The 13,265-nt window shown below is 31.1% G+C and carries 13 protein-coding genes; 7 read left to right on the forward strand and 6 right to left on the reverse strand.

Annotated elements, in window-relative coordinates; translation table 11 throughout:
* Nucleotides 1-35 precede the first annotated feature (35 nt).
* The 5 genes from ACUUYC_RS16560 to ACUUYC_RS16580 all read right to left on the reverse strand — a co-directional run bounded on the left by ACUUYC_RS16560 (nt 36) and on the right by ACUUYC_RS16580 (nt 2,670).
* Entirely contained in the window at nt 36-551 is a 516-nt protein-coding gene (locus ACUUYC_RS16560) for a hypothetical protein (RefSeq protein WP_474267711.1), read from the reverse strand.
* Between the two features lie 114 nt (nt 552-665).
* Complete coding sequence (locus ACUUYC_RS16565; protein ID WP_474267713.1) at nt 666-1,328, reverse strand: pyridoxamine 5'-phosphate oxidase family protein; 663 nt, start codon at nt 1,326-1,328, stop codon at nt 666-668.
* A 2-nt stretch (nt 1,329-1,330) separates the two neighbouring features.
* Nucleotides 1,331-1,846, reverse strand: a complete 516-nt coding sequence (locus tag ACUUYC_RS16570; protein ID WP_474267715.1) for a GNAT family N-acetyltransferase — start codon at nt 1,844-1,846, stop codon at nt 1,331-1,333.
* A gap of 13 nt (nt 1,847-1,859) precedes the next feature.
* Nucleotides 1,860-2,150, reverse strand: coding sequence for a DUF1272 domain-containing protein (locus ACUUYC_RS16575; protein WP_474267718.1), 291 nt, complete (start codon nt 2,148-2,150; stop codon nt 1,860-1,862).
* Nucleotide 2,151: 1 nt separating this feature from the next.
* Nucleotides 2,152-2,670: a DinB family protein gene (locus ACUUYC_RS16580; RefSeq protein WP_474267720.1), complete on the reverse strand. Its 519-nt coding sequence runs from the start codon at nt 2,668-2,670 to the stop codon at nt 2,152-2,154.
* Nucleotides 2,671-2,748: 78 nt separating this feature from the next.
* Here ACUUYC_RS16580 and pdxR point away from each other — a divergent pair, with 78 nt between their 5' ends.
* The 6 genes from pdxR (at nt 2,749) to ACUUYC_RS16610 (ending at nt 10,057) form a co-directional block, all read left to right on the forward strand.
* The gene (gene pdxR, locus ACUUYC_RS16585) at nt 2,749-4,239 is read left to right on the forward strand and encodes a MocR-like pyridoxine biosynthesis transcription factor PdxR (protein WP_474267723.1); all 1,491 of its coding nucleotides are present in this window, start codon (nt 2,749-2,751) and stop codon (nt 4,237-4,239) included.
* A 26-nt stretch (nt 4,240-4,265) separates the two neighbouring features.
* The gene (locus tag ACUUYC_RS16590) at nt 4,266-6,350 is read left to right on the forward strand and encodes a BNR-4 repeat-containing protein (RefSeq protein WP_474267725.1); all 2,085 of its coding nucleotides are present in this window, start codon (nt 4,266-4,268) and stop codon (nt 6,348-6,350) included.
* A 114-nt stretch (nt 6,351-6,464) separates the two neighbouring features.
* On the forward strand, nt 6,465-6,785 hold the full coding sequence (locus tag ACUUYC_RS16595) for a hypothetical protein (protein WP_474267727.1): 321 nt from the start codon (nt 6,465-6,467) through the stop codon (nt 6,783-6,785).
* Between the two features lie 138 nt (nt 6,786-6,923).
* Nucleotides 6,924-7,448 (forward strand): cupin domain-containing protein, encoded by a 525-nt coding sequence (locus ACUUYC_RS16600; protein ID WP_474267729.1) that lies wholly within the window; start codon nt 6,924-6,926, stop codon nt 7,446-7,448.
* 46 nt (nt 7,449-7,494) lie between these two features.
* Nucleotides 7,495-7,941 (forward strand): SRPBCC family protein, encoded by a 447-nt coding sequence (locus ACUUYC_RS16605; RefSeq protein ID WP_474267731.1) that lies wholly within the window; start codon nt 7,495-7,497, stop codon nt 7,939-7,941.
* Between the two features lie 97 nt (nt 7,942-8,038).
* Nucleotides 8,039-10,057: a tail fiber domain-containing protein gene (locus tag ACUUYC_RS16610; RefSeq protein WP_474267733.1), complete on the forward strand. Its 2,019-nt coding sequence runs from the start codon at nt 8,039-8,041 to the stop codon at nt 10,055-10,057.
* Here the strand turns inward: ACUUYC_RS16610 and ACUUYC_RS16615 are convergent.
* Nucleotides 10,054-10,935, reverse strand: coding sequence for a LytTR family DNA-binding domain-containing protein (locus ACUUYC_RS16615; RefSeq protein WP_474267735.1), 882 nt, complete (start codon nt 10,933-10,935; stop codon nt 10,054-10,056). The genes ACUUYC_RS16610 and ACUUYC_RS16615 overlap by 4 nt on opposite strands.
* 404 nt (nt 10,936-11,339) lie before the next feature.
* Here ACUUYC_RS16615 and ACUUYC_RS16620 point away from each other — a divergent pair, with 404 nt between their 5' ends.
* A complete protein-coding gene (locus tag ACUUYC_RS16620; RefSeq protein WP_474267737.1) occupies nt 11,340-13,115 on the forward strand; it encodes a T9SS type A sorting domain-containing protein in 1,776 nt (591 codons plus the stop codon).
* Nucleotides 13,116-13,265 lie beyond the last annotated feature (150 nt).

Consider the following 13,265-nt stretch of genomic DNA (forward strand, 5'->3'; position numbering starts at 1 on the left):
GGTCAGATTTTGTTTAAGAGCTCGTTTAGCTTTTTTTATACATTGTTAATTCGATCAATCAAACTTTTATAAAACTCAATTAATGAAGTAATCACGTCTGGCCATTCTGGAAACATTAAATGATATTCCGTTATGATTTTGAATTGTTCATTTTCATTCGAAGAGAATATGTATGGTTGAAACTTTGTGTCTTCTACAAGTTTTAATATTTTACTAGTAGCTATATTCTTTTTCAAAAAGGAGTTAAAATTTTTATTATTACCTGTTATTTTAAAACGATTGTTTTTTCCAAAGAATAAAGCCGAAAAATGACTTCTAGTTTGTATTTCAAACAGTTGAACTTTTATTTCTTTTGGGAATTCACATTTAACAGTCCCAACCGCGGTTGGTCCAACTTCATTGGTTATGATAATATTTATGCCCTTATATTTTACTTTAATGGTGTAAATATTATAGGGAGATCGAGCTCCAAAACCTATTGAAACGATTTCTTTATCAATTCTTAGTTCTCCATTTTCTTTTTTCGCTATTTCTTTAAATATTTGATTCATTGAAGTAAATGCCAACGTATGTGTAATGAATTTTTGTAAGTTCTCTTATAACTTAATTTTAGAATATCACAATGCGTTTAGTTACCGTTAAAACTATAAGAATCTCAACTAAAATCAAAATTTATTTTCTTCATAATAATCCATAACATGCTTTGGGATTTCCATTTGCTGGGGCAAACCTTCATCAGCAATTGGAAACTCTGCTACTTGCTTTAAAGGAACTAAACCTGCCCAAACATCTAAGTCGTAATCTTCTGGTTCATCTCCGACACCAACATCTCTAATTTTAGCGGAAGCGGTTTCAATCGTCATCTCTACAACGAGTGTTCTATCTAATTCTTCCTGATGCATTGGTCTAATTCCGTCCCAACGACCTTTCATCATGTGTTCCATAAAATAAAGAAGTGCGGCATCTTTTTCTTTCGAATCTTCAATTTTTTTAACGGAACCAAATAAAGTTGCAGAACGATAATTTACTGAATGATGCAAACCTGAACGCGCTAAAACTAACGCATCTAAATGCATCACAGTCATGCTCATTTTTTTAGCTTCTAGTAACGCTAACAACATTCTGTTGGCTTGAGAACCATGTAAATAAATTTTGTTGTCTTTTCTTCCATAAGCCATTGGCAACGTCATAGCAGTATCTTCATATATATAGCTTACATATCCAATAAAACCAGCGTCTAAAATGGTATTTATTTTTGAAACATCATAAGTCGCTCTTATTTTTCCGCGTTTAATTCTGTTCAATTTTGATTTTGAATACTCTTGCATACTTATATTTTTTTTGAGAACACAGTATTTTCATATGTTGTTCCATTGACTAGAAAATTTAACTCGCCAACATTTTTAAATTCATTTCTTTCATAGAATCTGATAGCTCTGTTATTTTTTATATAAACGGAAAGCCACATTGTATCCAATTGTAATTCTTTCGCTTTCTCTTCAAGAAAAGTTAGAAATTGTTGTCCAATTTTAAGTGGAATGAAATCATTTAGAATATAGATTTTTTCTAATCGACAATTGTTTTCTGAAATAACACTTTCATGTTTGGTGTTCAAGACTAATTTTGCATAACCAACTGGGAAGTCATCTACATACATAATATAGAAAAGATTCTTAGGATTATGAATATCTTGTCTTATTTTAGGAACAGAAAAAGCTTCGTTTATATAGTTTAATAAATCATTTTTATCATCAATAAAATGACCATGAGATTCAGCATATGTAATTCTTCCCAACAATGCTAAAACGTCTGTATTTGCTTCTGTAGCTATTTTTATTTTAATCATTTGTGGCTGTGTTTTATCTTTTTTCTGGAGAAATGTTCTTAAATGTATTTGAATTAAGCTTCGACTTTTCTAAATCTTTTGGTTTAAAAATTTGTTTGATCGAAGCTGGATAATTCTCAATATGTTTTTTAGGTCGAATTGGACGTGCTACAAAGTTTCCAGAACAACTTGGACATACATTTTCAAAGACTTCCAGCGCACATTCTTTACAATAGGTACATTCAAAAGAACAAATCATTGCTTCAGTAGAAGTATTGGGTAAAGCTTTATTACAGTGTTCGCAATTGGGTCTTATTTCTAACATATTACAAATATTTATCTTTAATCACTTCCATGTGCCAAATATCATGACCTATCACAGTAAAAGCAGCAGCTCTTGCTGACATAATGCCTCCGTTAGAATTTCCTATAAATGATAAATCTTCATCAGTTAAGCTATTTAATAATGAAATAGAATGATTGCGATTTATTAAAAATTCACTCAATAAGCTTTCTATTGATTTCTGATTTGCATTAGATGGATCTATATAAATATTTTGATCATACCCAGCTAAAGTAGTGATGTCACGTCTGGCAATTCTAAAGCAACGGTACATAAAAATACGTTCGGTATCTATCAAGTGTTGTAATACTTCTTTAATGCTCCATTTATTTGGTTCATAACGATACGTCAATTTTTCATTTGTTATAGATTTGAAGAAATCAATAACATTACTCTTCCCAGTTTCAAAACCTTCTATGAGTTCCGTTTCGTTAGATAGTTTATCAATATACCTTGCATAATATACTTCGAATTCTGATGTGTTTATCTCTGATTTTGTCATTTTAAGCTTTTATAATTCAAAAATACTATATTTGTGGACTGTTTCAATCGTCCAGAACTAATATAATTAATAGTCCAGATGTTTCCATTTAAAACCAGTATTCAATTTGATAGAAAATGCAATCAAGCATTGTATTTACAATTATCAAATCAAATAATTCAATTGATTAAAAATCAAACCTTAATTCCTAATACCAAACTTCCAGGTAGTAGAACTTTAGCAGAACAATTAAATGTACATAGAAAAACAATTGTTGCTTGTTATGAAGAGTTATTGCTACAAGGTTGGATAGAAAGTATTCCGAAGAAAGGAACTTTTGTACATCGTAATTTACCAGAGTTAGATCAACAAAAAATAAATACTATTGATACGTTTGATTTTAAGAAAACTACAGGTTTTTCTTTTTATAAAAATGCTATTTTACCTGAAAAACCAGGAGCGAAGAAGGAAGGTTTCATGTATTTAAATGATGGAATATCTGATGGAAGGTTAACACCAATTAATGAAATTGCAAGAACATACAGAAGGGTTTCGGCTAAGAAAAATATAGCAGAGCATTTATCTTACGGTACTACTTTTGGAAATAATGAATTGCGAGAAGTCTTAGTTGATTATTTAAATTCAACTAGAGGTTTACACATTACAAAAGAAAACGTGTTGATTATGCGTGGAAGTCAAATGGGAATTTGGTTGTCATCTCAATTATTACTTCAAAAAGATGATATTATTGTCGTAGGAAACACCAATTATGGATCTGCTGATTCTACTTTTTTAAATCAAAATGCAAGGTTAGAACGCGTTTCAGTAGATGAAAATGGAGTTGTAACTGACGAAATTGAAAAACTATGCAAACGAGAGCAAATAAAAGCTGTATATGTAACATCGCATCATCATCATCCAACAACAGTAACACTTTCAGCAAAAAGAAGAATTCACCTTTTAAATCTTGCCAGGCAGTATAGTTTTGCAATAATTGAAGATGATTACGATTATGATTTCAATTACAATCATGCGCCAATTTTACCATTAGCAAGTCATGATACAAACGGAAACGTAGTTTATATTGGTTCAGTTTGTAAAACAGTCGCTCCAGTTTTTAGAGTTGGATATTTAATTGCTTCAAAGGAATTTGTAGATGAAGCTTCTAAACTAAGAGGTTTCGTAGATAGACAAGGTGATGCTTTGTTAGAATTAACGTTTGCTAACTTTATAAAATCAGGCGATTTAGATCGACATATCCGTAAAGTGATGAAAATTTACAAACAACGACGCGACTTGTTTTGTAAACTTTTAAAAGATGAATTGGGCGACTTTTTTGAGTTTGAGATTCCAAAAGGTGGAATGGCAGTTTGGGCAAAGTTAGATTCAAACTATTCTTGGGAAATCATATCTGAAGTCGCAAAAAAACATAAATTAGAAATTGGAGCTTGGGAACGCTATGATCTTGCGAATCTTGGACACAATTATATACGAATTGGTTTTGCATCTTATAACGAAGAAGAAATTCATGAATTGATACACAGATTTAAGAAAACAATTCTTGAAGTTAAAAAAGAACAATTCTTTTAAAATTAATATTCACTAGGTTTGTATTCATGAAGTTTCTCCGTTACATAACATTCATACTACTTTTTATAAGTACAGCTTGTCTTGCGCAAAACAAAGCAACGCATAGTTTTACGAAGTCAAAATCGGTTGCTGCGGAGAAGTATCAATCGATGACATTTAATGGAGTTTGGAGTTGGTTTTCAGATCCAAGAGCTGTGTATTTTGAAGGAAAACACAAACGTACATATGCAGGTTGGGTTGATAACTATGGAGATGTTCATATTGGTTTTTACGATCATGATACAAAAGAAATCAAATCGCATGTTATTTATGATAATTTAGAAATTGACGATCATGATAATCCTTCTATTCTATTTGATGATTCTGGAAGATTGTTAGTCTTTTTCAACACACATTTACAAGACGAACGTCCGTTATTCATGCGAACTTCTACAAATCCGGAAGACATTAGCAATTGGTCACCGATTAGAGAATTATACTTAAATGATAGCGAGAAGTACAACAATGCGCAAGTAAATCGTCATACATACACAAATCCTGTACGATTGCCTAAAGAAGATGGAAAAATCTATATATTCTGGCGTGGAATTGATTTAAAACCTTCGTATTCTGTTTCAACAGACAATGGAAAAACGTGGTCAAAAGGTAAAATTATATTCAAACCAAATGAAGATTCAAACCTAAAATCACCATACACAAAAGTATATTCAGATGGTGATTCTAAAATACATTTTGTCTTTACAGATGGACATCCAACTAAAGAAAAAAAGATTGGATTGTACTATATGTATTATGAAAACGGAACGTTCTACAAAGCGAATGGAAAGAAGATAAAAGATATAAATCAATTACCAATTTTACAAGATGAGCTAGACATTATTTTTGAATCTGATACAGTAAAATCATGGAATTGGGACATTGCACAAGATGTTAATGGAAACCCGATTGTTACCTATGCGAAGTTTCCAGATGAGAAAACACATATCTATTCATACGCTACGTTTACCAATAACGAATGGAAAAGCTACGATTTGGTAGAAGCTGGCGGATGGTTTCCAGAAACACGAAACGAAACAGTAGAAGCAGAACCACATTACGCTGGCGGAATTATGATTGATCATGAAACACCAAATACAATTTACATGTCTGTAAAGCGTAAAGACGTTTTTGAGATAGAAAAATGGACAACTAAAAACAGTGGAAAATCATGGAAAGCAACAAAAATTACACAAAATTCTACCAAAAATAATGTGCGACCTTTTGCCGTTCGCAATGCTAAAAAAGGAAATCCATTGCAGGTTTTATGGTTACAGAACACAAAGTATATTTACTATGCACACGATACAAGAGGGCAAACAACTTCATTAGATTTTAAAGATCGTTACCACACTTCCGTGAAGATGAATTTGTTGAAACCTGCTTTAAAACCTGAATTAACTCAAGAGAACTTAACCAACTTATTACGACAAGTTGCAGAGCAACAATTAGAAAACTCTCAACATGATATAACACAAATAGATTGGCGTTACGGAGTTGGATTTGCTGGAATGGAAGCTTTCGCTGAAATAACCAAAGAAGCACGTTATAAGAATGAATTACTAAACATAAAACAATATCAAACAGAAGAGGATGAAGACGAAGATGAGGTAGATATTAAAAATATGATTTGGTCATATTCGGCACAAAACAATCGAAATTATCTTCAAAAATTAGAAGAATTCAATATAAACGATTTTGAATATTATCATATTGGATTGGATTGTGCTTCAATGATAAGAGCAATTGAAAATTTTGATAAAACAATTATAAGAATTGAAGAGTTCAAAGAAAAGTTTAAAATAAATATCAAGACTGCTGTTATTGAGTTAGAAAACTATGATGTATCCAAGTTAACGTTGCGAGGCAAAGCTTTCTTAATATATGCCTTAGCAAAAAGTATGCGTATGGATTTGCTTGATCAAAAACATAAAGATTTAGTCATACAATCATGGAAACGACTACAAGCTGAATTGCTTGAAAAAGATGCAATTTCTAAATTAAAGCTTGAAACTAGCGGAGCAATATTAATTGCAGGGAAAGAAGTTTATGAACTTTTAAATGTAAAACGCTAAATATAAAATGTAAAAGTGTCTTTGTCATTTCTGTGTAGGCAAGAATCCATAAATGTCATGAAAAATTCTTGGCATTTTTATTGCTTTATATATGATAGAATAATTAAATACTACATGACGACACAGAAAAAAGACAACAAAATTTTAAAACTAATATTAGGAATCGTTTTCGATTTAATAGGATATGCTTCCTACTTCATTCCTGGATTAGCAGAATTATCAGATATTGTTTGGGCACCATTATCTGCTTGGTTAATGACCAGAATGTATAAAGGAACTTCAGGAAAAGTTGGAGCTATCATAACCTTTGTTGAAGAAGCATTACCACTAACAGATGCCATACCAACTTTTACATTGATGTGGTTTTACACGTATATCATTAATCCGAAAAAAGATGATGATGAAAATGTTATTGATATTACAGATATGCAATAATTACTTTTCTTGCATTTAAAATTCCTAATACTTTTTTGTAAGTGTGCATTTGGCACCTAAACAGACTGTATTCATACCAAATTTCGTAAGTTGTAGACTTCTGTTTAACTAAAGTCATAATTTGTATAAAAAAGAGGTATGGACAGATATATTGAAAACAAAGCTACAGGCGATCAAATTCAATTTATACAAACTACTGAGGAAACCAATGGTGAGCTTTTAGAATTTGTCATGATCTTGGCTCCGAAATCTTCATGGGCAAAAAGTCCAAGACATCTTCATCCGTATCAAATAGAAACATTTAAAGTAATTGCAGGAGAATTAAATCTAACAGTAAGCAAAGAACATCATGTTTTAACACCTCAAGATGAGGAAGTCATTGTAAATAAATTTGTATTGCATAGTTTTTGGAATGAACTTGAAACAGAAACTATATTTAAAGCTCAAATTTATACACCCAAAAACATAGAAAAAGGATTGCGACTAACGTATCAACTTTCACAAGAAGGAAAGATCAATAAAAAGAACTTGCCACTCAATCCGTTTCATACACTTATTTTGATGGACTATTTCGATTCATATTTTGCTTTTATTCCATGGAGATTACAACGCTTTTTCTTTAAATTAGGATCAAGTTTTGCAAAACTTCTTGGATACAAATGATATTATCTATAATTTATAGAATTCTATTTAGTATAAAGTCAAAATTTTGAAAAACAGTATCACCATATCACAAAGTATATTTATAGAGGCTGCTCCAGAAACTGTATGGAATTTCACACAAAACTTCAATAACAGAACAACTTGGGATCAGTCTATTATTTCTGTTGAGGTCATTAATGAAACTGCTCCAAAAGAGGTGAGAATTAAATCAAAAGGAGGTTTGCAAACGATTTTGATATACAAGCAAGAAAACAAACCTCATAAAACAAGTTTGGCAATGAAGGAAACCAAATCTTTTTTTATAAAAGGCGGCGGCGGTTCGTGGAAATATCAAAAAAAGAATGCTGGAACACTCTGGGAACAAACCAATACACTCATCTTAAAAAATGTTTTTGTGAGATTCTTTTTAGGAAAATACATCAAGCGAGTATTGGAAAAAGAAACGCTAAAATCTATGCAAAAAGCAAAGCAATGTATTGAAGAAACAAACTAATATACATTCATACCATAAAACATGTTATTGGTACCAAACGGTGATTTTCCTATAACAAGTGATAAGTTCAGGCGCTACATTTATCATAAAAAAAATTATGGTAAGAGTATTGCTTTTGTTGTTACTAACAACAACTTTTTGTCATTCCCAAGTAGGTATCGGAACTACAAACCCTAATGATGCTTCAGTATTAGAAATTGTATCTACAGATAAAGGTGTTTTAATTCCTCGATTGACACAGCTTCAGAGAAGTAACATTTCAACTCCGCCAAAAGGCTTATTAGTGTATCAAACAGATGGAACAGAAGGTTTTTGGTATCATGATGGTTCCGATTGGGTTTTAATTGCCCAAGATGGTAAAGGTTGGAGTTTAAATGGTAATACAGGTACAGATGCTTCTACAGATTTTATAGGAACTATTGACAATGAAAATTTAATTATAAAAACCAATAATACTGAACGAATTCGTGTCAATGATAACTCCGGAAATGTTGGAATAAACTCTACGAATGATACGGCTCGACTATATGTAAATGTAAATTCTTCAGAAACTACTAATTATGGAATTCGTAATGAATCTTCTTCTGGCGGAGCTGGAACTAGATATGGAATTTACAATAGAAGTACAGGAAATATTTCTGGAACTAAGTATGGTTTTTATAATTATTTGTCAGGAGGATCTGGAACAAGGTATGGATTTTACAATCAGGTTATAATGAGCAATAGTCCAAGTAATGTCATATATGGAATACGAAATAATGTAAATTCTAATGGATTAGGAGCTCAATATGGATTGTATAATAATATATTGCTTTCTAATAGCTTAACACAAGCAGCTCATGGAGTATATACTTCAATGGATTATTCTTCTGGATCTCGCTATGGAGCTTATAAGTTATTAAATTCATTATCAACAATAAGTGGCGGAAGTATGTATGGAGACTATAATCGTTTATATGGATCAGGAAATGATGAAGCTTATGGTAGTTATAACTCAATAGAAGTTACTGGAACAAGAAATCAATATGGAGTTTATAACGATTTAATTTCTACAGGAACAGGAACGCAATATGGAACATATAATAATGTTACAGGAGATAACAATGCATATAAATATGGAGTATTTAATAATATGAACCCTATAAATATCAATGGAGAATTATATGCGGTTTGTAACGTATTCGGTGTTACAGGAAACGATGATAAATATGGAGTTTATAATAGATTTAATAGTGTAGAAGGATCGAAAGATAAGTACGGAACAAGAAATAGTTTTGTAAATGCAAATTCACCAGGAGATTTGTTTGGAACACATACAGAAATAAACAATTCAGGCATGGGCGATGCATACGGATTGTATATAGATGTTTCAGGTGATGCAAATGATTATGCAGCTTATTTCAATACAGGAAATGTAGTTTCGAATCCTTCTGGAGGAAATTATGATTTTATTGTAGGTACTATAACAAGACCAAATGCACTATTTGTAGATGCTTCTGCAAACGCCGTGAAAATAGGAGCAGACTTGCCTTCTTTTGCAGATGAAGGCGTAACCTTGGGCGGAACAGCTATAGATTATGTAGCTAGTTTTTACAATGGGCAAACTGAAGGAACTACTATTGGTATTGGAGAAAATGCATATATAGTAGAAGGTGATGCACGCTTAAAAATAAATACTTCATTTGTACCTGGTTATCATTTACAAAATGATCTTGGTTTTAGTACAACTTCGGAAGCTTGGGATGATGTGTATGCAGATGATTTTGTAAATATTTCAGATCAAAGAGAAAAAGAAAATATAGAACCATTATCCTACGGAATTGAAGAATTAATGAATTTAACTCCTGTACGCTATACACTCAAAAAAGATCCTTTTAAAGAACCAAAATTGGGTTTGTTGGCACAAGAAGTATTACCACAAATTAGTGAAGCTGTAAAAACACATGATTACAAAGCTTCTAAAGAAAACCCGAACGAGTTTACTAAGGTTGAAATGGAGCGCTACGGTATGAAATATCAATACTTGATTCCAGTTTTAATAAAAGCAATGCAAGAACAGCAAGAACAAATACATGGGTTAAAACAAGAAATTAAAACCTTAAAGAAAAAAGGTTAAGCCACTTCCAATAACAGGCTCTTAATTTTTTTAGTAAAACTTCTTGATACAGGTATTTGTTGCGAAACTTGATCAAACTGTAGTTGATAACCTTGCAAATTTCCATCTATATGTTTCACTCTATTAACATTGATAATGTGCGATCTGTGGCAACGAATAATATGTGAAAAAGTAGTCAGTTGTTGTTCTACTTTTGAAATATTATTTCGCAATAATTTTTTTTGAATAATCTCTTCATCCATAAAAAATAATTCAACATAATTACCAGAAGAAGACAGAAAAAGAAAATCGTTTGAAGCTAAATTGATATGATCTTTTTTATTTTCTGAAAATAACGACACCAAATTTTGAGATGGTACTCCATGTGTTTTAAAAACGGTACTTTTTGAAAGTAACTTTGAGTCTATCTGTTCAACTTCTCTAACAATTTTCTTGTATACAAAAAGCTGTTTATACAAAATAATAGTAATTGCAGGGATAATTGCTACAATGGCTGTACACGTAAGTACAAAAAGAAAAATTTTTAAATCCAGCGCATAGCCAGCATCAAAAATAAATCCTGAATAAAAATAATTTGCCGTAGCAATAGAAGTTGTAATCATTGAAATCCATAAAATCTCTTTATAAATTTTCCAATGTTTATTTTGCAATGTATTGGGAAAGATCAATGGAAGTAGAAGTATATAGAAACTACAAACCAAAAACGAAACCAATCCATAACCTAAAATTCCATACGTACCTAATTTGGCAATACCAAAAGGTCTAAAAAAATAGGAAAAAGAAGTAATAAAAACACCGATGCTGAGTGAAATTTTAAACCCTTGACGAGCATTTTCATAAAATGGATATGGACTATTTAATAACTTGGGGAGATTCATTATTTTTTTGTAACAAAACTATTTAAAAACTTAAAAAATATACCTTTTATAAGGCTACACTTCATACCAAATATACAACTATCCACACCAAAAAGAGAATCTAGAAGTTCTTCTTTCCTTTTACATTATAGCTTTGAGTAAACAAAAAAAAGTTATGTATGAAAATAAAATTTCTGTTTTGCATCTGTTGTTTTACAACAATTCTTCAAGCTCAAATTACCTTAATTCCCGATTCAAATTTTGAGTAGCGACTTATTGATCTGTCTGGTAGAAAAATACAAATGATTTCTTTTGCAGGCTTCAAGAATCGTAAAAGCTTGCATTCACAACTGAATTTGAGCATATACTTTTTGAAAATTCAATCTCTGAAAGAAAACATATTAAAGAAAATAATAAACATGAATATGTACAAACAAATACTAATCTTATCAGCATACTTAGTATGTGTGAATACTTCATTTTCTCAACTTAGCATTAGAAATGATGCATACCTATTTGTAAAAGATGAGGTATTATTCGTGAATGACAACATAAATTTAGAAGAGGCAGATTCAAAAATTTACTGTAGAAATGAAGCACAATTAATACAAGGAACAGGAATTACAGGAAATTCAGGAATTGGTCAAGTAAGTATCTATCAAAATGGAACTACACATAATTATGCGTATAATTATTGGTGTTCACCTGTTGGTAATAACTCCTCAATTTTTGGAAACGAAAACTTTACGGTTAACTTAATTGATGATGCTACAGGAATAACAACAAGTACGGATGCTAGTTTTACCTTTGATAATGGAATTTCCTCTCCGTTAACTATTGCAAGGTATTGGATTCATACTTTTGAAGCTTCAACTCAATATAATCAATGGATTCACAGAGGCGATACAGGAAGTATTTCTCCTGGATTAGGTTTTACGATGAAAGGAACTAGTGGTTCTAGCAACAATCAATTATACGATTTTAGAGGAAAACCAAATAATGGAACTATTGCAAATTCTGTGAGTGTTGCTCAATGGACACTTGTAGGCAATCCATATCCTTCTGCAATTGATGCTGTAGCGTATATTCATGATGCAGATAACACAAATGCTATTACTGGAACATTGTATTATTGGGAGCAAGATTTATCAGTCTTATCACATTTTATTGCTGATTATGTTGGTGGTTATGCAACATATACAATTAATGCAGCAGGAACCGTAGAAACGTTTATTCCAGCTACTTTTGATACCTATAGCTCAGATGGTTCTTTTAATACTACGGGTTCAAGTAGTTCAAGCGGAAAACAAGCATATAGATATATTGCTATTGGTCAGGGATTTATGGTTGAAGGAAATGCTACAACTACAGGGAATGTTTACACCAAAAATGCACATAGAACGTATTATAAAGAATCAGGATCGCAAAGTGAATTTTTTAGAACAGGCAATCAAAATGATATTGGATTTATACAAAAGAACGAAACAGCAGAAACAAATCCATATGGATTGCTTCCTTCTGACTACAAACGTTTTCGCCTCAATATAGATTTCAATGATGTGTATACACGACAATTGGTACATACATTTCATGATACAGAAGCTACACATAATTTTGATTATGGATTGGAGTCTAAAAGTCCTTTTGATGTTGCTAACGATGCATACTGGATTACAAATTGCGAACCATATATATCACAAGCATTGCCTTTTAATGTTTCGATGACAATTCCATTACATATAAAATTAAATACAAGCAATACAATTCGAATTCGAATATTTGATGTTCAAAATTTTGATGTTGATCAAGAAATTTATGTACATGATCTTCAAACGGGAATCTATACAGATATTAGACAAGTTCCTTTTGAAACTCCTTTAGATCCTGGAGAATATACAGATCGTTTCGAAATTGTTTTCACAAGAACAACCTTAAACAATGAAGATGTAACTTCTTCTGATTTTACAATAATGCAAAATACAGTTCAACAACAATTAACAATTAACAATCCTAAATTAAAAAGTATTAAAAGCATTCGTTTGTATGATTTATTAGGAAAAGTGATTTGGTCAAATGAACAAGTAATTACAAAAAGTAAGTACACTATTGATACTAGTACATTGAGTGAGGCATTATATATCACAAAAATTAGAACTCAAGATCATAAGACATTTTCAAAAAAAGTAATTGTCAAAAATTAGAATATTTCGAATTGCTAAATTCCTTTAAACCTTTAATTATCGTAACACTAAACTATTCTTAAAGTGAAATCCTCAATCATTTTAAGATTGAGGGTTTCTATTATTGATATTGCATCTTCATAAATAAAGAAAAAGCATACATTTTATATT

The sequence above is a fragment of the Kordia sp. E genome, from assembly GCF_056033805.1.